Source organism: Streptomyces sp. NBC_00984 (assembly GCF_045162475.1).
GTDB lineage: Bacteria > Actinomycetota > Actinomycetes > Streptomycetales > Streptomycetaceae > Streptomyces.
On the sequence record NZ_CP108734.1, the window covers coordinates 4,576,771 to 4,595,799 of the forward strand.

A 19,029-nucleotide genomic window follows, 5' to 3' on the forward strand; every position below is an offset into this window, starting at 1 on the left:
AATCAGGCTCCTTGAGCATTGGGCGAAGTCTCTGCGGCCTGACTCGGGGCTTCGGAAGCCGATCCCCGGACAGACGCATCAGCGGCGGAGTCCCCGCCCTTGCCACCGCGCATGGCATTACGCAGGAGTTCATGCCAACGCGGACGTTTGCGTGGTGGAACATGGTCCACGCCACCGGGTGACCACGGATTGCACCGCAGGATGCGCCAGGCCGTCAGCGCGGTTCCCTTGATCGCTCCGTGCCGGTCGATCGCCGTATATCCATAGTGGGAACACGACGGGTAGTAACGGCAGACAGGCCCGAGAAGTGGGCTGATCGTCCACTGATACAGCTTGATAAGAGCCAGCAGCGGGTACTTCATCGCGCGCCCCCTCCCAGCAGCCGCTGCAGAGCGGCGTCCAGGTCTCGGGCCAGCTGTCCATGGTCGGCGTCGCCCGCTCCGGGCAACGCTCGTACGACAACCAGGCTACCGGGGGGCAGCAGGGCAAGCCGTTCTCGGACCAGGTGGCGAAGCTTCCGCTTCACCGCTGTGCGTACAACCGCTCCACCCACGGCTTTGCTGACAACGAAACCCGCACGCGGCGGGGGAGCATTCTCCCCAGTCACGTGCGGGTCCGTTGCACCGCTGCGTAGATGAACGACGAGTAGCGGGCGGCCGGCCCGGCGTCCTCGACGTACTGCGGTCGCGAAGTCCTCGCGCCGCCTCAGCCGATTCTCGGTAGGCAGCACGTCATGACCTGTAAGCGATCAGGCGGACAGGTTGGCGCGACCCTTGCCACGGCGGGACGCGAGAATCGCGCGGCCGGCACGGGTGCGCATACGCAGCCGGAAGCCGTGGGTCTTCGCGCGACGACGGTTGTTCGGCTGGAAGGTGCGCTTGCTCACTAGGGGGCTCCAGAAATGACTCGTGTGTTGGCGGGACATCGCCTGGCTGTCACCGTGCGCCCACGAGAGACTCGCGTAAACGCTCTAGTGCACCGCTTCACAATCACAGGATCGTGATCTTTGCCCATCGGAGGCAGGCGGCAGCAGCCATCGACAACTCGACCTGGTCACGGTACGCGCGGCTACGCCATCCGGTCAAACCGGCTCCGCAACACCCCCCACTGTGCACAGGCTGTGGACAACAACTTGAACCACGCGGGTCGCCCTGACTACCGTGGTTGAGTTCCGGTCTTTTCTTCCTGCCTGCCGGTCCCCACCCATCCCGTCCCGAGAACCACACATTCGTGGGACCTGCGAGAGAGCGTGCCCTGTGGCTGACGTACCTGCCGATCTTGCCGCAGTGTGGCCACGAGTGCTGGAGCATCTCCTCGGGGAGGGCCAACAGGGCATCGAGCCGAAGGACAAACAGTGGATCGAGCGCTGCCAGCCGCTCGCCCTGGTCGCGGACACCGCGCTGCTCGCCGTCCCCAATGAATGGGGCAAGCGCGTCCTCGAAGGCCGGCTCGCGCCGCTCATCAGCGAGACGCTGAGCCGCGAATGCGGCCGCCCGATCCGCATCGCGATCACCGTCGACGACTCCGCGGGCGAGCCTCCGAGCCCGCCCGCGCCTCCGATGCACCAGTCCCAGCAGCCCCAGCAGCACCGCTACCAGGGACCGCAGCACGACGAGCGGCAGCACAACGACGCGTACGACGGATACGGGCACCGGCCCTCCGACGACGGCATGCCGACCGCCCGGCCGGCCTACCCCGACTACCAGCAGCAGCGTCCCGACCCCGGCGCGTGGCCGCGCACCCAGGAGGACCTCTCCTGGCAGCAGCCCCGGCTCGGCGGATTCCAGGACCGCGAGGCTCCCGCGGACCAGTGGCGCGAGCCGTACGCCGGCGGCCGCCCCCAGCAGCCGCAGCACGACTACCGTCCGCAGCCGCCCGAACGCCAGGGTTACGAGCAGCAGCGCCCCGACCACCACGACATGCAGGAGCCCCAGCCGCAGCACCGGCAGGGCGGCGTCGGCACCGGACGGCCCGGCGGCGCCTCCGGACCGATGGGCTCGCAGCCGGCTCCCACGCCCGGCCCCGGCGAACCGGCGGCCCGGCTGAATCCGAAGTACCTCTTCGACACCTTCGTCATCGGCGCGTCCAACCGGTTCGCGCACGCCGCGGCGGTCGCGGTCGCCGAAGCCCCCGCCAAGGCGTACAACCCGCTCTTCATCTACGGGGAGTCCGGGCTCGGCAAGACCCACCTGCTGCACGCGATCGGTCACTACGCCCGCAGCCTCTACCCGGGCACCCGGGTGCGGTACGTGAGCTCCGAGGAGTTCACCAACGAGTTCATCAACTCGATCCGCGACGGTAAGGGCGACACCTTCCGCAAGCGCTACCGGGATGTGGACATCCTGCTCGTCGACGACATCCAGTTCCTGGCGAGCAAGGAGTCGACGCAGGAGGAGTTCTTCCACACCTTCAATACGCTCCACAACGCCAACAAGCAGATCGTGCTGTCCTCCGACCGGCCGCCCAAGCAGCTGGTGACCCTGGAGGACCGGTTGCGGAACCGTTTCGAGTGGGGTCTGACCACCGACGTGCAGCCGCCGGAGCTGGAGACGCGGATCGCGATCCTCCGCAAGAAGGCGGTGCAGGAGCAGCTCAATGCCCCGCCGGAGGTGCTGGAGTTCATCGCCTCCCGTATCTCCCGGAACATCAGGGAGCTGGAGGGGGCTCTGATCCGGGTCACGGCCTTCGCCAGTCTCAACCGTCAGCCGGTGGACCTCGGGCTGACCGAGCACGTGCTGAAGGACCTGATCCCGGGTGGCGAGGACTCGGCTCCGGAGATCACGGCGACGGCCATCATGGCCTCGACCGCGGACTACTTCGGCCTCACGGTGGACGATCTCTGCGGAACCTCGCGCAGCCGCGTGCTGGTGACGGCGCGCCAGATCGCCATGTACCTCTGCCGGGAGCTCACCGATCTCTCACTGCCCAAGATCGGTGCGCAGTTCGGCGGCCGCGACCATACGACGGTGATGCACGCCGACCGGAAGATCCGCGCACTGATGGCGGAACGGCGCTCCATCTACAACCAGGTCACCGAGCTCACCAACCGCATCAAGAACGGCTGACGGACCGCCGCCACCTGCGCCGGCGCCGGTCGGCACCCAGGTCGGCACCCAGGTCGGCACCCGGGTCGCCACGCACCTCGACAGCTGCTCCCGTACGCGCCTCAGGGCGCCCGAAGAGCCCTCACAGGGTTCCTCGGGCGCCCTTTTCGTTGCCTGGAAACCGCCTGGAAACCGCCCTCAGGACGTCCTGATAGCCGTCCTGAGGCCGTCCTGAAAACCGCCGGAGGCCGCGCCGGAGCCACCCGGAAGCCGCCGGAAGGCCCTCAGAGACCGCCCGGAGGCGCCGCGGAGACCGTTCAAAGGCCCCTGGAGACCGCCCGAATGCCGTCCGAACGCCTCCCGGGGACCTCCCATCGCCCGCCCCGGACCCCACTGCCAACGCTCCGAGTCCACCGCGGTGTTCGAATACCTGCCGCTGGCCGTCCGTTCTCCACAGATCTGGGGAGTTTTCCCCCTCCACAGCCTGGGGATCCGGAAGTTGTCCATATTGCTTCCACAGGGCCGACTACCGATACTCCATCAGGCCAGGTCAAGGGCCTGGGGATTTGTGGTCAACAATGATCCACAGCCTGTGGACAAAATATTCGTCCACAGGAGGCGGATGATGTTGTCCACCGGCGACCCACAGGTCGAGCCGTGTTGTCCCCAGCTTCCTGCTGCTTCTCCACACCTCTGTCCACTGTTCGGCAACGCGGCACTGCCTTTCACCGCGCCGAGTGAAAGGCGTCACACCAAGAGGGTCGGTTGGGCTGTGGGGAACCTGGGTAAAGCTGGGGACAGCCCTGGGGAGAAACCCCCCTGTCCTGTGCATCGGGTGTGCAGAACTTTCCTGTGTCCACAGAAGCGCCGTGTTGTCCACCGGTGCCACCCACAGGGTCGGTGGACAAAAAACCGGACTTGACCTGCGGAAACGACGTTATCCACGGTTTCCACAGGCCCTACTACTACTGCCACATAGAGTTAGCCCGGAATCCGCTTCGAAGTGGGGCCTGTGCACAACTCGGGGCCGGAGCGCTCCGAGGCTCTTGTCGCGACTTGACCCCGAGCAGCACCGAGTGTCGGTGCCGTACGTCAGACTGGTCCCCGGCGTCCTTCCTGCCTCGTCGGCAGGAGACCCGATCAGACGACGAAGGCCAGCAGGGCGAGCGAGCAACAGCAGGAGGCGGTTCCGGTGAAGATCCGGGTGGAGCGCGATGTACTCGCGGAGGCTGTGGCCTGGGTGGCCCGTAGCCTCCCGGCCCGTCCGCCGGCGCCCGTTCTTGCGGGCCTTCTGCTGAAGGCTGAGGACGGGGCCCTCAGCTTCTCCAGCTTCGACTACGAGGTCTCGGCCCGGGTCTCGGTGGACGCCGAGGTCGAGGAGGACGGCACGGTGCTGGTCTCCGGCCGGCTGCTCGCCGACATCTGCCGCGCCCTTCCCAACCGCCCGGTGGAGATTTCCACAGACGGTGTACGGGCGACCGTGGTCTGCGGCTCCTCGCGATTCACACTCCACACCCTTCCTGTGGAGGAGTATCCGGCGCTTCCCGAGATGCCGACCGCGACGGGCACGGTCCCCGGCGAGGTCTTCGCCTCGGCCGCCGCCCAGGTCGCCATCGCCGCGGGCCGTGACGACACGCTGCCGGTGCTGACCGGTGTGCGGATCGAGATCGAGGGCGACACCGTCACCCTGGCCTCGACCGACCGCTACCGCTTCGCGGTCCGCGAGTTCCTCTGGAAGCCGGAGAACCCGGACGCCTCGGCCGTTGCCCTGGTGCCCGCCAAGACGCTGCTGGACACTGCCAAGGCCCTGACCAGCGGTGACACGGTGACCCTGGCGCTGTCCGGCTCGGGTGCCGGTGAAGGGCTGATCGGTTTCGAGGGCGCGGGCCGGCGGACGACCACGCGGCTGCTCGAAGGCGATCTGCCGAAGTACCGCACGCTCTTCCCCACGGAGTTCAACTCGGTGGCGGTCATCGAGACGGCGCCGTTCGTCGAGGCCGTCAAGCGTGTGGCTCTCGTCGCCGAGCGGAACACCCCGGTGCGGCTCAGCTTCGAGCAGGGCGTGCTGATCCTGGAGGCGGGTTCCAGCGACGACGCACAGGCTGTGGAGCGGGTCGACGCGGTGCTGGAGGGCGACGACATCTCGATCGCCTTCAACCCGACCTTCCTGCTGGACGGGCTGAGCGCGATCGACTCCCCGGTCGCCCAGCTCTCGTTCACGACATCCACCAAGCCCGCGCTGCTCAGCGGCCGCCCGGCCGTGGATGCCGAGGCCGACGACGCGTACAAGTACCTGATCATGCCGGTCCGCCTCTCCGGCTGACCCGGTCGCAGGTCCGGTCATCGGTCCGGTCATGGCGGATCTTCCGACGGGCACGCTCGGCTCCGAGCATGCCCGTCGGTCCGTCCCAGGCCGGGCGTAGGCTCGTCCTTGGGTACGAATCGGCACAACGCTTAAGGAATCTCTGATGGAGCTCGGTCTCGTCGGCCTCGGCAAGATGGGCGGCAACATGCGCGAGCGCATCCGCCGCGCAGGCCACACCGTCATCGGTTACGACCGCAACCCGGACGTCTCCGATGTCCACAGCCTCGAAGAGCTTGTGGGCAAGCTGAAGGGTCCCCGGGTCATCTGGGTGATGGTTCCGGCCGGCGCCCCGACCCAGGCCACGATCGACGAGCTCGCCGGTCTCCTCTCGCCCGGCGACATCGTTGTGGACGGCGGGAACTCCCGCTGGACCGATGACGAGAAGCACGCGGTCGAGCTGGGCATCAAGGGCATCGGCTTCGTGGACTGCGGCGTCTCCGGCGGCGTCTGGGGCCTGGAGAACGGCTACGCGCTGATGTACGGCGGCGACGCCGAGAGCGTGGCGAAGGTCCAGCCGGTCTTCGACGCACTGAAGCCCGAGGGCGACTTCGGTTCCGTGCACGCGGGCAAGGTCGGCGCAGGCCACTTCGCGAAGATGGTCCACAACGGCATCGAGTACGCCATGATGCAGGCCTACGCCGAGGGCTGGGAGCTTCTGGAGAAGGTCGACTCCGTCACCGATGTGCGCGAGGTCTTCCGCTCCTGGCAGGAGGGCACGGTCATCCGTTCCTGGCTGCTCGACCTGGCGGTCAACGCGCTGGACGACGACGAGCACCTCGACAAGCTCCGTGGCTACGCCGCCGACTCCGGTGAGGGCCGGTGGACGGTGGAGGCCGCGATCGACAACGCGGTGCCGCTGCCCGCGATCACCGCGTCGCTCTTCGCGCGTTTCGCCTCGCGCCAGGACGACTCCCCGCAGATGAAGATGATCGCCGCGCTGCGCAACCAGTTCGGTGGCCACGCGGTCGAGAACAAGAAGTAACCGCAACGGGAGGCGGGCCGGACCCAGGCGTCCGGTTCGCCCCACGAAGCACGGAGCAGGAAGCCGGGAAGGTCGGCGTACACCCATGCATGTCACGCATCTCTCGCTGGCCGACTTCCGCTCGTACGCCCGGGTCGAGGTACCTCTCGAGCCGGGCGTCACCGCTTTCGTGGGGGCCAATGGCCAGGGCAAGACGAATCTGGTGGAGGCGGTCGGCTATCTCGCGACGCTCGGCAGCCACCGGGTCTCCTCCGATGCGCCGCTGGTGCGGATGGGCGCGGACCGGGCTGTCGTCCGCGCCGCCGTGACACAGGGAGAGCGTTCGCAGCTGATCGAGCTGGAGCTCAATCCCGGCAAGGCCAACCGGGCCCGTATCAATAGATCGTCGCAGGTCAGACCGCGTGACGTGCTGGGGATAGTACGTACGGTGCTGTTCGCGCCGGAGGATCTGGCGCTGGTCAAGGGCGATCCCGGGGAGCGTCGGCGCTTCCTCGACGAGTTGATCACGGCTCGTTCGCCGCGGATGGCGGGTGTGCGCTCGGACTACGAGCGGGTGCTGAAGCAGCGCAACACGCTGCTGAAGTCGGCGGCGATGGCGCGTCGGCACGGCGGCAGGTCGATGGATCTGTCCACGCTCGACGTGTGGGACCAGCATCTGGGCCGGGTGGGTGCGGAGCTGCTGGCGCAGCGGCTGGATCTGATCGCGACCTTGCAACCGCTGGCGGACAAGGCGTACGGGGATGTCGCGCCGGGCGGTGGCCCGGTGGCGTTGGAGTACCGAAGCTCGGTCGGGGCGGGTGCGGAGTCCGCCCGTACCCGTGAGGAGCTGTACGAGCAGCTGATCGCCGCCCTGGTGGATGTCCGCAAGCAGGAGATCGAGCGGGGTGTGACCCTGGTCGGTCCGCACCGTGACGATCTGCTGCTGGGGCTGCGGGGGATGCCGGCCAAGGGGTACGCGAGCCACGGTGAGTCCTGGTCGTACGCGTTGGCGCTGCGGCTGGCTTCGTACGATCTGCTGCGCAGCGAGGGCAATGAGCCGGTGCTGGTGCTGGACGACGTCTTCGCGGAGCTGGACGCGCGGCGCCGTGAGCGGCTGGCGGAGCTGGTGGCCCCGGGTGAGCAGGTGCTGGTGACGGCCGCGGTGGACGACGACGTCCCGGGGGTGCTGGCGGGGGCGCGGTACGCGGTGTCCGCGGGTGAGGTGGAGCGGCTGTGAGCGGCCGTGGCGAGGGGCTCGGGGAGCCGTCGCGGGAGCGTTCCGGCGGGGGGAAGGCTCCGGAGCCCTCGGGTGTCGATCTGGCGCGGGTGGCGTTGCGCGCGGCCAAGGAGCAGGCGCGCGCACGTGGTGCTGCCGCGCAGCAGAAGAAGCAGGCCAGGCGGGGTGGCGGGCTGCGTTCGGGCGCGCGGGCCGATGGGCGTGATCCGTTGCCGCTGGGTTCCGCGATCAACCGTCTGATCACCGAGCGCGGCTGGGAGACGCCCGCGGCGGTGGGCGGGGTGATGGGGCGCTGGCCGCAGATCGTCGGTGAAGATCTGGCCAATCATTGTGTGCCGCTGCGGTACGACGAGGATCCGGACGAGCGGGTGCTGACGGTGCAGTGCGACTCGACGGCGTGGGCGACGCAGCTGCGGTTGCTGGCGCCTCAGCTGGTGGCCCGGCTGAACGCGGATCTGGGGCAGGGCACGGTGCGGTTGATCAAGGTACTGGGGCCCGGTGGTCCCCAGCGCAGGTTCGGTCCGCTGCGGGCACCGGGAAGCACCGGTCCGGGCGATACCTACGGCTGACCTGGGCTTTTCTCAGTTTCGGAGCTGTCGCAGGGCTGTTGTCGTGCTGCTCCGCTGTCTCTTCCGGGCCCTGTGCGGGCCCCGTTCCCGGTCCGGACGCGGCTCTGCCGCGGTGCTGGGCTGTCTGTGCGGGGCACTGCCCGTCGGGTCCGTCCTGTACGGGTATGCGGTGGTTGAAACCACGCGGTGAGAATGGGGCGTCCCTCACGGTAGCGGGAGCTTGACAGGCCGAAGCGCTCAAGGCCCGCGTGAGCCTCCTGAGGGCCCTTCCTGAATATGGGGAGTCGTCAGCCGCTCATTCAGGGCGGCACATGCGTACTCAGGTACCGGCAAACCCCCATTCATGTCAGCGCTACCGGTAGACTGGTGGACAATCCCGCACCTTTGCGGGAGTCGTCGATACAAGCCGAACGACGCAGCCGCTCCCGTTTGCCCGGAGAACGGCCTGTGCTGTGCCAGAAAGGGCGCTTCGTGGCCGATTCCGGCAACCCCAACGAGAACATTCCGTCCACACCCGGTGAGAGCGCCGAGGCTGTCGCCGCGGGCGAGGCCGTGGGCACCGGCGAGGTCACCGCCTCGTACGACGCCAGCGCGATCACCGTCCTCGAGGGTCTGGACGCGGTCCGTAAGCGGCCTGGCATGTACATCGGTTCCACCGGTGAGCGCGGCCTCCACCACCTCGTGCAAGAGGTCGTGGACAACTCGGTCGACGAGGCGATGGCCGGGCACGCGGACACGATCGACGTCACGATCCTCGCCGACGGCGGGGTCCGCGTGATCGACAACGGCCGAGGCATCCCGGTCGGCATCGTGCCGTCGGAGAAGAAGCCCGCGGTCGAGGTCGTGCTGACGGTGCTGCACGCCGGCGGCAAGTTCGGCGGCGGCGGCTACGCCGTCTCCGGCGGTCTGCACGGTGTCGGTGTCTCCGTGGTCAACGCGCTGTCGTCGCGGGTCTCGGTCGAGGTCCGGACGGACGGTTACCGCTGGACCCAGGACTACAAGCTCGGTGTGCCCACTGCTCCGCTGGCCCGCAACGAGGCCACCGAAGAGACGGGGACGTCCGTCACCTTCTGGGCCGACGGGGACATCTTCGAGACGACCGAGTACTCCTTCGAGACCCTGTCGCGCCGCTTTCAGGAGATGGCGTTCCTCAACAAGGGCCTGACGATCAAGCTCACCGACGAGCGCGAGTCGGCGAAGGCGACGCTGGGCGCGGATGTTGCCGAGGTGGCCGAGGCCGCCGAGGCGGAGCAGGCCCGTACGGTCACGTACCACTACGAGGGCGGCATCGTCGACTTCGTGAAGTACCTCAACTCCCGCAAGGGCGATGTCATTCACCAGTCGGTGATCGACATCGAGGCCGAGGACAAGGAGCGTCTCCTCTCGGCCGAGATCGCGATGCAGTGGAACACGCAGTACAGCGAGGGGGTCTACTCCTTCGCGAACACGATCCACACGCATGAGGGCGGTACGCACGAGGAAGGTTTCCGCGCCGCGCTGACCACGCTGGTCAACAAGTACGCGCGCGAGAAGAAGCTGCTGCGCGAGAAGGACGACAACCTCACGGGTGACGACATCCGCGAGGGTCTGACGGCGATCATCTCGGTGAAGCTGGGCGAGCCGCAGTTCGAGGGCCAGACGAAGACCAAGCTGGGCAACACGGAGGCGAAGACCTTCGTCCAGAAGGTCGTCCACGAGCAGCTCACGGACTGGTTCGACCGCAATCCGAACGAAGCGGCCGACATCATCCGCAAGGGCATCGCGGCGGCCACGGCCCGTGTCGCGGCCCGCAAGGCGCGTGACCTGACCCGTCGTAAGGGGCTCCTGGAGAGCGCCTCGCTGCCGGGCAAGCTCAGCGACTGCCAGTCCAACGACCCGACGAAGTGCGAGATCTTCATTGTCGAGGGTGACTCCGCCGGTGGTTCGGCGAAGTCCGGCCGTAATCCGATGTACCAGGCGATCCTGCCGATCCGCGGCAAGATCCTGAACGTCGAGAAGGCCCGGGTCGACAAGATCCTGCAGAACACCGAGGTCCAGGCGCTGATCTCGGCCTTCGGTACCGGGGTCCACGAGGACTTCGACATCGAGAAGCTGCGCTATCACAAGATCATCCTGATGGCGGACGCCGATGTCGACGGTCAGCACATCAACACCCTGCTGCTGACGTTCCTCTTCCGCTTCATGCGTCCGCTGGTCGAGGCCGGGCACGTGTATCTCTCCCGCCCGCCGCTCTACAAGATCAAGTGGGGCCGGGACGACTTCGAGTACGCGTACTCGGACCGGGAGCGCGACGCCCTGGTCGAGCTGGGCAAGCAGAACGGCAAGCGGATCAAGGAAGACTCGATCCAGCGCTTCAAGGGTCTCGGCGAGATGAACGCCGAGGAGCTGCGCGTCACCACGATGGACGTCGACCACCGGGTTCTCGGCCAGGTCACGCTGGACGACGCGGCGCAGGCCGACGACCTCTTCTCGGTGCTGATGGGCGAGGACGTCGAGGCGCGGCGCTCGTTCATCCAGCGCAACGCCAAGGACGTCCGCTTCCTCGACATCTGAGTCGGCCGTACCAGCAAGCCGCCGCTCGAAAGGACTTTGACCAGCAATGGCCGACGAGAACACCCCTGTGACACCTGAAGAGGAGCCCGCCGCCGGTGTGGGCATGCGTGTCGAGCCCGTCGGGCTCGAGACGGAGATGCAGCGCTCCTACCTCGACTACGCGATGTCCGTCATCGTCTCGCGTGCGCTGCCGGACGTGCGGGACGGTCTCAAGCCCGTGCACCGCCGGGTGCTGTACGCGATGTACGACGGCGGCTACCGGCCCGAGAAGGGCTTCTACAAGTGCGCCCGTGTCGTCGGTGACGTCATGGGTACGTACCACCCGCACGGTGACTCGTCGATCTACGACGCACTGGTGCGCCTGGCGCAGCCGTGGTCGATGCGCATGCCGCTGGTGGACTCCAACGGCAACTTCGGTTCTCCGGGCAACGACCCGGCCGCCGCCATGCGGTACACCGAGTGCAAGATGATGCCGCTGTCCATGGAGATGGTCCGGGACATCGACGAGGAGACCGTCGACTTCCAGGACAACTACGACGGCCGCAACCAGGAGCCGACGGTTCTGCCGGCGCGGTTCCCGAACCTGCTGGTCAACGGTTCGGCGGGCATCGCGGTCGGTATGGCGACCAACATCCCGCCGCACAACCTGCGCGAGGTCGCGGCCGGTGCGCAGTGGTACCTGGAGCACCCGGAGGCCTCGCAGGAGGACCTTCTGGAAGCGCTGATCGAGCGGATCAAGGGCCCCGACTTCCCGACGGGCGCGCTCGTCGTGGGCCGCAAGGGCATCGAGGAGGCGTACCGCACCGGCCGTGGCTCGATCACGATGCGCGCGGTCGTCGCGGTCGAGGAGATCCAGAACCGGCAGTGCCTGGTCGTCACGGAGCTTCCGTACCAGACCAACCCCGACAATCTGGCGCAGAAGATCGCCGACCTGGTGAAGGACGGCAAGGTCGGCGGGATCGCGGACGTCCGTGACGAGACCTCGTCGCGTACGGGTCAGCGCCTGGTCGTCGTGCTGAAGCGGGACGCGGTCGCCAAGGTCGTTCTGAACAACCTGTACAAGCACACCGATCTGCAGACCAACTTCGGCGCCAACATGCTGGCGCTGGTCGACGGTGTGCCGCGCACCCTCTCGATCGACGCGTTCATCCGCCACTGGGTGACGCACCAGATCGAGGTCATCGTCCGGCGTACGAAGTTCCGTCTGCGCAAGGCGGAGGAGCGGGCGCACATCCTGCGTGGCCTCCTCAAGGCCCTGGACGCCATCGACGAGGTCATCGCCCTCATCCGGCGCAGCAACACCGTGGAGATCGCGCGTGAGGGCCTGATGGGCCTGCTGGAGATCGACGAGATCCAGGCCAACGCGATCCTGGAGATGCAGCTGCGCCGGCTGGCCGCGCTGGAGCACCAGAAGATCACGGCCGAGCACGACGAGCTCCAGGCGAAGATCAACGAGTACAACGCGATCCTGGTGTCGCCGGAGCGGCAGCGGAAGATCGTCAGCGAGGAGCTGGCGGCGATCGTCGACAAGTTCGGCGACGACCGGCGTTCCAAGCTGGTGCCCTTCGACGGTGACATGTCCATCGAGGACCTGATCGCCGAGGAGGACATCGTCGTCACGATCTCGCGCGGCGGCTATGTGAAGCGCACGAAGACGGACGACTACCGCTCGCAGAAGCGCGGCGGCAAGGGCGTGCGCGGTACGAAGCTCAAGGAAGACGACATCGTCGACCACTTCTTCGTGTCGACGACGCACCACTGGCTGCTGTTCTTCACGAACAAGGGCCGGGTGTACCGGGCGAAGGCGTACGAGCTCCCGGACGCCGGCCGTGACGCCCGCGGTCAGCATGTCGCCAATCTGCTGGCCTTCCAGCCGGACGAGCAGATCGCCCAGATCCTGGCGATCCGTGACTACGAGGCCGCGCCGTATCTGATCCTGGCCACGAAGGGCGGTCTGGTGAAGAAGACCGCGCTGAAGGACTACGACTCCCCGCGTTCGGGCGGTGTCATCGCCATCAACCTCCGGGAGACGGGGGACGGCTCGGACGACGAGCTGATCGGCGCGGAGCTGGTCTCGGCCGAGGACGACCTGCTGCTCATCAGCAAGAAGGCCCAGTCGATCAGATTCACCGCGACGGACGATGCGCTGCGCCCGATGGGCCGTGCCACCTCGGGTGTCAAGGGCATGAGTTTCCGCGAGGGAGACGAGCTGCTGTCGATGAATGTTGTCCGGCCGGGTACGTTCGTGTTCACTGCCACCGACGGTGGGTACGCGAAGCGGACTCCTGTCGACGAGTACCGGGTTCAGGGCCGTGGCGGTCTGGGCATCAAGGCTGCCAAGATCGTGGAGGACCGGGGCTCGCTGGTCGGCGCGCTGGTGGTCGAGGAGACGGATGAGATCCTCGCCATCACGCTCGGCGGCGGTGTGATTCGTACGCGAGTCAATGAAGTCAGGGAGACGGGCCGTGACACCATGGGCGTCCAACTGATCAATCTGGGCAAGCGCGATGCCGTCGTCGGTATTGCCCGTAACGCCGAAGCCGGTCGTGAGGCCGAAGAGGTCGAGGGGTCCGAGGACGCCGAGGCCGCGACGGCAGAGGGTGCCGAGAGCACGGTCGAGGGCAATGTCGAAGGCACCTCGCCTTCGGCCGGGGAGCACGAGGAGTAGAGCGTGAGTGGAGCCACGGGCGCCGGTTCGGCCGCTTCCGGAGCAGGAGCGAACGGTGCCCGTGGCCCTGCCACGGACTCCCAAGGGGGCACTGTGACGGACACCCGGGGGCCTCAGCCCCAGTACGAGGGCTATGCGACCGGGCCGTTGCCCGGTGAGCGCGAGCCCGCACCGGGGCAGGCGAGCGGGCCGTACCACCCGCCGCAGGCGTATCCCTCGCCCGCCGGCGGGACCCAGGGCGGCCGGCCGCAGGGCGGTGCGCAGGGCGCCGACGCCGCGCAGGCGGCCAGGCGGCCGCGGACGGGGGCGCGGACGACTCCGCGTACCCGCAAGGCGCGGCTGCGGGTGGCCAAGGCCGATCCGTGGTCGGTGATGAAGGTCAGCTTCCTGCTCTCCATCGCGCTCGGCATCTGCACGGTGGTCGCTTCCGCGGTGCTGTGGATAGTGATGGACGCGATGGGCGTCTTCGAGACCGTGGGCGGAACGATCAGCGAGGCCACCGGGTCGAACGACAGCAACGGCTTCGATCTCCAGTCGTTCCTGTCGCTGCCGAGGGTTCTCATCTTCACTTCGGTCATCGCGGTGATCGACGTGGTTCTGGCGACCGCGCTGGCGACGCTGGGCTCCTTCATCTACAACTTGTCGGCGGGTTTCGTGGGTGGTATCGAGCTCACGCTGGCCGAGGACGAGTAGGACGCCGGGTATCGATTTTGGGACTGGCCCCGACGTGCGCTAATCTTCAGAAGTCAGCGCAGAGCGCGGCGGGGCTATAGCTCAGTTGGTTAGAGCGCATCCCTGATAAGGATGAGGCCACAGGTTCAAATCCTGTTAGCCCCACCAGCACGAAGGCCCCTCACCGGAAACGGTGGGGGGCCTTCGGCATGTACGGCTGATGTACGCGGCTGACGTGTGCGGCCGGCGTCAGTAGCTTGGCCGCATGTCTTCCGTACTTGTTGTCGGTTACGACCCACAGGCACTGCCCGGCGTCGACGCGGAGGTCGTTCGCGCGACCCTCGCCGAGGAGGTGAGGCGGTTCGGCGAGCTCGGTATCGAAGCGGCCATGACGCTGGTCGTCTTCGACGAGTCGGCCGAACCCGCGATCGTCGCGTCGCTGGCCGAGCGTCCGTGGGACGTGGTCGTCGTCGGGGGCGGGATCCGCAAGACCGAGCAGTTGTTCCCGCTCTTCGAGCAGATCGTGAATCTGATCCGCCGCCATGCGCCCGGGGCCGCCATCGCGTTCAACACCAACGCGGGGGACAGCGTCGAGGCGGCGCAACGCTGGCTCCAGTAGGCGGGAGAGCCGCTGGAGGGCACGGAGAAGCCCCCGTCCGGTGTGAACCGGTCCGGGGGCTCGGTGCGTCAGTTGAGCGGCTCTCAGGGCGGCAGGAGGGACGTGTCCCCCGCCGGGGCCCCGTGGGGGCTGCGGGCGGGGTTCCTGGTGTCGGTGGCCGTGTTGTCGACGGACAGATGACGGGTCGCGGGTGAGGAGCCGTGCGCCTCGGCGCGGATGCGCTGCTTCATCGTGGGTGGCAGCGCCCTGTCGCGCGGAAGGGTCCATCGCACCGACGGGGTGGTCGCGGTTGCCGCGGTCGCACCCATGTGCTCCTGGGTCGTGGTGGTCGGCTCCGTGGCGCTCTGCTCCGTGGCCGTCGCCGGGGTGCTCATGAGCCCCAGCGCGGCGAGCAGTGCGAAGAAGGCGGTGACGAAGGCGGTCCAGATGCTCTTGGGCTTGAAGGTGCTCATGGCCCCTCGCTTTCGGGTGGTCCGGTTTGCTTACCTTTCTGATGATGTGGATGTGGCTCGCGATTTCATGGACCGACGCCACCGATCCGCCGATCTTCGGATGAACACCACTCGTATGGTTCAACCGGTCCTGACGGGCTTGTTCCGGACCGCGGGACGGGGCCGGATCCGCCGGGCGGAACGATCCTCGGACGATCGCTTTTCCCCGGGCGCCAGTTGGGTCGCAGGCAGGTCACCGGTTGATATCGGCCGGTGTGTATAGTCGGGCGGCAGAAGTCCCCTACGTCAAGGAAAGACGAGGTCGCGCGGTGAAGAAGCTTCTCCTGGTCGCACTGGCCGCCATCGGCGGGCTCCTCGTGTACCGCCAGATCCAGGCGGATCGCGCCGAGCAGGATCTGTGGACGGAGGCGACTGACTCCGTGCCCGCAGGTTCGGGTGTGTGAGACAGAACAGCCTGATTGCGGGCCCCGGTCGCTGAGCGGCCGGGGCTTCGTGCTGTTGCGGGACCGTGACGGCCGTGCTCTTGAGTTCACCCGAGCAAATCAATACGTTGCTTGAGCAAAACAGCCGGGTTTTGGTCGAGGGGGCGCGGGTGAAGGCACGGGACCACCACCGCCGTACCGCAGGCGCGGGGGCATGGATCGGCGGGGCGCTGCTCGCCCTGGTGGCGGGCGCGATGCCGGCCGCGGCGGCGCCCGCGGACACCGCGCCCGGAGCATCCGGAGCCGGCTCGAACGGCAGCCTGATCATGGTCCTCGACTCGTCCGGCTCCATGGCGGACGACGACGGGACGGGGCACACCCGGATGGAGAGTGCCCGTACGGCCGTCGGGACCGTCGTCGACGGCCTTCCCGACGGGTATCCGACCGGACTGCGGGTGTACGGCGCCGACCGCGCCCGGGGCTGCGCGGACACCATGCTGGTGAGGCCGGTGCGCGGGCTCGACCGTACGGCCGTGAAGCGCGCCGTGGCGGCCGTACGGCCCAGGGGCGACACTCCCATCGGCCTGTCGCTGCGGAAGGCCGCCGAGGACCTTCCGCGGCCGTCGGGCGGTGCCATCGGTACGCGCACGATCCTGCTGGTCTCCGACGGCGAGGACAACTGCGGTACGCCACGGCCCTGCGAGGTCGCCGAGCAGCTCGGCAAGGAGGAGATCGGGCTGCGGATCGACACCGTGGGCTTCCAGGTGAAGGGCGCGGCCCGCGAGCAGCTCGAATGCGTCGCGGCGGCGGGCAACGGCCGCTACTACGACGCACCGGACGCCGATTCGTTGGCCAGGCAGTTGCAGCGGGCGTCCCAACTCTCCGCGGACGGCTACCGGTTCCGGGGCGAGCGGATCGCGGGCACGGCGACGAGCGCGGGGGCGCCCGTGCTCGGAGCCGGGCAGTATCTCGACACCATCGGGCCGGGTGAGAAGCGGTACTACGCCGTCGACCTGGACGCCGCCTCGACGGCGGACTTCTCGGCCACGGCCGTGCCGCAGCCCGGGGCGGCCGTCGACACCTTCGACGCGCTGCGCACCGGCATCGCGTACGGCACCGGCGGTTCCTGCGGCTCGGAGGCCGCGCACTTCTCCCAGAAGGAGGGAGCGGCCCCGCTGACCTCGGCGATCGCCCGTATCCCCACCGCGCGGGGCACCGGTCCCTGCGACCGGGCGGGGCGGTACTGGCTGGTGGTCGAGCGGGAGAGCAAGAAGGGCTCCGACGCGGCGCGTTGGCCGCTCGAACTCGTCCACGGGGTGGAGGCGCCGCTGGCGAAGGGCGTCACGCCCGCGCAGTCGCAGCCGGAGTACGGCAAGGGCGGCGAGGACGCCGTGCCTCCCTCCGGCGACCCCCGCGACGTACGGGGCGGCACCGGCTTCAACGACGCCGAGAAGATCGCCCCGGGCGTGTGGCGCGACCGGATCCTTCCGTCGCAGACCCTCTGGTACAAGGTCCCGGCCGGCTGGGGCCAGCAGGTGCGCTACGACGTGGAGTTCGCGAACGAGCCCACGGTGGAGCGCGGCGGATCCACGTACTCGTACGGGGCGACGCAGCTGTTCACACCCGCCCGGTTCCCGCTCACCGGAGGCGGCGAGTTCACCCCGACGACCCTGTACAGCGGCCGCCCTTCGTCGGTCCGGATGGGCGGCGTGCCGGTCGCCTGGAGCAATCGCTACGAGAACGGCGCCCATGTCCGGCCCGTGCACGCCGGGGGCGACTTCTACATCTCGGTGACGCTGGGGGCGCGGGCGGCGGACATCGCGGAGAACCCGCAGATCGGTGTGGTGCTGCGGGTGTCGGTCCTCGGCGACGAGCTGGCCGGTCCCGAGCACCATGCTCCCGCCGCCACCAAGAAGGCGGACAAGAAGGGCAATTCGATCAGGGTCGAAGACAGCAGCGGTACGGGCGGGGCAGGATGGACCGGCATTGCGGCCGCTGCCGGGGCGGGCGCCGTGGTGGTGGTGATCGCGGGGCTCGTGTTCGTACGCGGGCGTCGCGGGCGGGCCGCACAGACGACGAGGGGAAGCGCGTGATGAGGCAGCGCAACAGGGGCCGGGTGGCGCTGGCCGCGGTCGCGGCGATGTGCGCGGCGGCGGCGCTGCCGGGGCAGGCGTTCGCGGCCGGGGAGCCCGCCGCGTACACCTTCGACCCCGGGGCGGAGAAGGTCGTCGGCACGGAGGTCAGCACCGAGGCGTCGGCGCTGACACCCGGATCGGTCTACAAGAGCTCGATCAAGCCCGGCGAGAAGCTCTACTACCGCCTCAACCTCGACGCGAGGACGAACGCGTACGTCTCCGCGGTGGCCGTGCCCAGGGGCGGCGGTCAGGTCGCCTACGGGGACGGCATCACGGTCAGCATCCGCGACAGCACGGACATGCAGTGCAGTTCGCAGGACGCGCGGTTCGAGTCGGCGGAGTTCCCGCGTCCGATCGCCACATACGCCTACCGGATCATGGAGAAGGGCAGCAGCACCTGCCAGGAGGCCGGTACGTACAACGTCCTGATCGAGCGGGAGAGCAAGGAGACCTCGGCGCCCGACGAGTGGGACCTGGAGCTGCGCTACGAGTCCGAACCGCAGCTGAAGTCGGCCGGTTCGATGCCGACCGACGCGCCGGAGAACTGGCCGTCCGCCTCGCCCACGCCGCCCACGACCGCCCCGCAGAAGCGATCGGGCGGCACCAGCTACTACGACGCGACCGGTCTGGAGACCGGCGAGTGGCAGGAAAAGGGCGGCATCAAGCCGGGGCAGACCCTCTTCTACCGGGTGCCGGTGGACTGGGGCCAGCAGATCTTCGCCACCGCGGACCTGAGCAACAACAACGCCTCGGACGAATTCATCGGCAGCGCGCTCGCGATGTCCCTGGACAATCCGGCGCACGGCCACGTCGACTCCGCGACGCCGCTGTCGTACTCCGGCAAGCCCGCGTCCGTGTCGCTGGATCCGTTGCCCCCGGTGGCGTACGAGAACCGCTACGACTCCACGGGCAGCGTCAGCGCGATGCGATTCGCCGGCTGGTACTACCTGTCGGTGACGCTCAGCCCGGCGATTGCGAAGTCGTACGGCAACAAGGCGATTCCGCTGACCCTCAAGGTCAAGGTCGAGGGGAAGGCGCGGAATTCGCCGTACACGGGGGACGCCGGGGCCTTCTCGGTCACGCAGGACGACAAGGACATGGCGAAGAGCGGCCAGAGCGGCCCGCAGGCGGCCAGGAGCGGCACGATGAAGACGGTCGGCGCGGCCGGGATCGGCGCGGGTTCGGTGCTGGTGCTCGGGCTCGGGGTGTGGACGCTGCTGGCCCGGCGCCGCGCGAGCACCGCCCCGGCGGGACCGTCCGGCGGCGAGCAGTCGTACGGAGGCCCGCCGCAGGCCTGGTAGCCGGGCCGGAACCCGAGCCCCTTGCAGCAGG

Annotated in this window: 16 protein-coding genes and 1 tRNA gene; 13 read left to right on the top strand and 4 right to left on the bottom strand. The window is 68.4% G+C overall.

The window, feature by feature from the left end:
- Nucleotides 1-2: 2 nt before the first annotated feature.
- From yidD to rpmH, 3 genes are read right to left on the bottom strand one after another with little or no spacing between them, the layout of a single operon-like run.
- Nucleotides 3-362 (bottom strand): membrane protein insertion efficiency factor YidD, encoded by a 360-nt coding sequence (gene yidD, locus OG520_RS20320; protein WP_266416835.1) that lies wholly within the window; start codon nt 360-362, stop codon nt 3-5.
- Nucleotides 359-730, bottom strand: coding sequence for a ribonuclease P protein component (rnpA, locus tag OG520_RS20325; RefSeq protein ID WP_399328679.1), 372 nt, complete (start codon nt 728-730; stop codon nt 359-361). The genes yidD and rnpA overlap by 4 nt, the downstream gene beginning before the upstream one ends.
- Nucleotides 731-748: 18 nt before the next feature.
- Nucleotides 749-886 carry a 50S ribosomal protein L34 gene (rpmH, locus tag OG520_RS20330; RefSeq protein WP_030930485.1) on the bottom strand — a complete coding sequence of 46 codons (138 nt, stop codon included), beginning with the start codon at nt 884-886 and terminating at the stop codon, nt 749-751.
- A 370-nt stretch (nt 887-1,256) separates the two neighbouring features.
- Here rpmH and dnaA point away from each other — a divergent pair, with 370 nt between their 5' ends.
- The 10 genes from dnaA to OG520_RS20380 all read left to right on the top strand — a co-directional run bounded on the left by dnaA (nt 1,257) and on the right by OG520_RS20380 (nt 14,688).
- A complete protein-coding gene (gene dnaA / locus OG520_RS20335) occupies nt 1,257-3,065 on the top strand; it encodes a chromosomal replication initiator protein DnaA (protein WP_399328678.1) in 1,809 nt (602 codons plus the stop codon).
- Between the two features lie 1,171 nt (nt 3,066-4,236).
- On the top strand, nt 4,237-5,367 hold the full coding sequence (gene dnaN, locus OG520_RS20340) for a DNA polymerase III subunit beta (protein ID WP_072487582.1): 1,131 nt from the start codon (nt 4,237-4,239) through the stop codon (nt 5,365-5,367).
- A 145-nt stretch (nt 5,368-5,512) separates the two neighbouring features.
- Nucleotides 5,513-6,391 carry a phosphogluconate dehydrogenase (NAD(+)-dependent, decarboxylating) gene (gene gnd / locus OG520_RS20345; protein ID WP_406014091.1) on the top strand — a complete coding sequence of 293 codons (879 nt, stop codon included), beginning with the start codon at nt 5,513-5,515 and terminating at the stop codon, nt 6,389-6,391.
- 85 nt (nt 6,392-6,476) lie between these two features.
- The gene (recF, locus tag OG520_RS20350) at nt 6,477-7,607 is read left to right on the top strand and encodes a DNA replication/repair protein RecF (protein WP_399328677.1); all 1,131 of its coding nucleotides are present in this window, start codon (nt 6,477-6,479) and stop codon (nt 7,605-7,607) included.
- On the top strand, nt 7,604-8,176 hold the full coding sequence (locus tag OG520_RS20355) for a DUF721 domain-containing protein (protein WP_399328676.1): 573 nt from the start codon (nt 7,604-7,606) through the stop codon (nt 8,174-8,176). The genes recF and OG520_RS20355 overlap by 4 nt, the downstream gene beginning before the upstream one ends.
- Before the next feature lie 447 nt (nt 8,177-8,623).
- Nucleotides 8,624-10,729, top strand: a complete 2,106-nt coding sequence (gene gyrB / locus OG520_RS20360) for a DNA topoisomerase (ATP-hydrolyzing) subunit B (RefSeq protein WP_406014092.1) — start codon at nt 8,624-8,626, stop codon at nt 10,727-10,729.
- Nucleotides 10,730-10,775: 46 nt separating this feature from the next.
- Entirely contained in the window at nt 10,776-13,397 is a 2,622-nt protein-coding gene (gyrA, locus tag OG520_RS20365) for a DNA gyrase subunit A (RefSeq protein ID WP_399328674.1), read from the top strand.
- Between the two features lie 93 nt (nt 13,398-13,490).
- A complete protein-coding gene (locus OG520_RS20370) occupies nt 13,491-14,090 on the top strand; it encodes a DUF3566 domain-containing protein (RefSeq protein ID WP_399328673.1) in 600 nt (199 codons plus the stop codon).
- A 70-nt stretch (nt 14,091-14,160) separates the two neighbouring features.
- Nucleotides 14,161-14,237 (top strand) — tRNA-Ile (locus OG520_RS20375).
- A 97-nt stretch (nt 14,238-14,334) separates the two neighbouring features.
- Nucleotides 14,335-14,688, top strand: coding sequence for a hypothetical protein (locus OG520_RS20380; protein WP_406014093.1), 354 nt, complete (start codon nt 14,335-14,337; stop codon nt 14,686-14,688).
- Nucleotides 14,689-14,771: 83 nt separating this feature from the next.
- Here OG520_RS20380 and OG520_RS20385 read toward each other — a convergent pair whose 3' ends face one another.
- Nucleotides 14,772-15,140: a DUF6344 domain-containing protein gene (locus tag OG520_RS20385; protein WP_406014094.1), complete on the bottom strand. Its 369-nt coding sequence runs from the start codon at nt 15,138-15,140 to the stop codon at nt 14,772-14,774.
- A 308-nt stretch (nt 15,141-15,448) separates the two neighbouring features.
- Between OG520_RS20385 and OG520_RS20390 the strand changes: the two genes are divergently transcribed.
- The 3 genes from OG520_RS20390 to OG520_RS20400 all read left to right on the top strand — a co-directional run bounded on the left by OG520_RS20390 (nt 15,449) and on the right by OG520_RS20400 (nt 18,998).
- A complete protein-coding gene (locus OG520_RS20390; protein ID WP_003958712.1) occupies nt 15,449-15,583 on the top strand; it encodes a DLW-39 family protein in 135 nt (44 codons plus the stop codon).
- Between the two features lie 233 nt (nt 15,584-15,816).
- The gene (locus tag OG520_RS20395) at nt 15,817-17,655 is read left to right on the top strand and encodes a vWA domain-containing protein (RefSeq protein WP_406016530.1); all 1,839 of its coding nucleotides are present in this window, start codon (nt 15,817-15,819) and stop codon (nt 17,653-17,655) included.
- The gene (locus OG520_RS20400) at nt 17,655-18,998 is read left to right on the top strand and encodes a hypothetical protein (RefSeq protein WP_406014095.1); all 1,344 of its coding nucleotides are present in this window, start codon (nt 17,655-17,657) and stop codon (nt 18,996-18,998) included. The genes OG520_RS20395 and OG520_RS20400 overlap by 1 nt, the downstream gene beginning before the upstream one ends.
- Nucleotides 18,999-19,029: the final 31 nt, after the last annotated feature.

Coding starts and splice junctions, on each gene's coding strand:
- yidD (WP_266416835.1), bottom strand. CDS start 362: ATGAAGTACCCGCTGCTGGCTCTTATCAAGCTGTATCAGTGGACGATC.
- gnd (WP_406014091.1), top strand. CDS start 5,513: ATGGAGCTCGGTCTCGTCGGCCTCGGCAAGATGGGCGGCAACATGCGC.
- recF (WP_399328677.1), top strand. CDS start 6,477: ATGCATGTCACGCATCTCTCGCTGGCCGACTTCCGCTCGTACGCCCGG.
- gyrA (WP_399328674.1), top strand. CDS start 10,776: ATGGCCGACGAGAACACCCCTGTGACACCTGAAGAGGAGCCCGCCGCC.
- OG520_RS20380 (WP_406014093.1), top strand. CDS start 14,335: ATGTCTTCCGTACTTGTTGTCGGTTACGACCCACAGGCACTGCCCGGC.
- OG520_RS20385 (WP_406014094.1), bottom strand. CDS start 15,140: ATGAGCACCTTCAAGCCCAAGAGCATCTGGACCGCCTTCGTCACCGCC.
- OG520_RS20395 (WP_406016530.1), top strand. CDS start 15,817: ATGCCGGCCGCGGCGGCGCCCGCGGACACCGCGCCCGGAGCATCCGGA.
- OG520_RS20400 (WP_406014095.1), top strand. CDS start 17,655: ATGAGGCAGCGCAACAGGGGCCGGGTGGCGCTGGCCGCGGTCGCGGCG.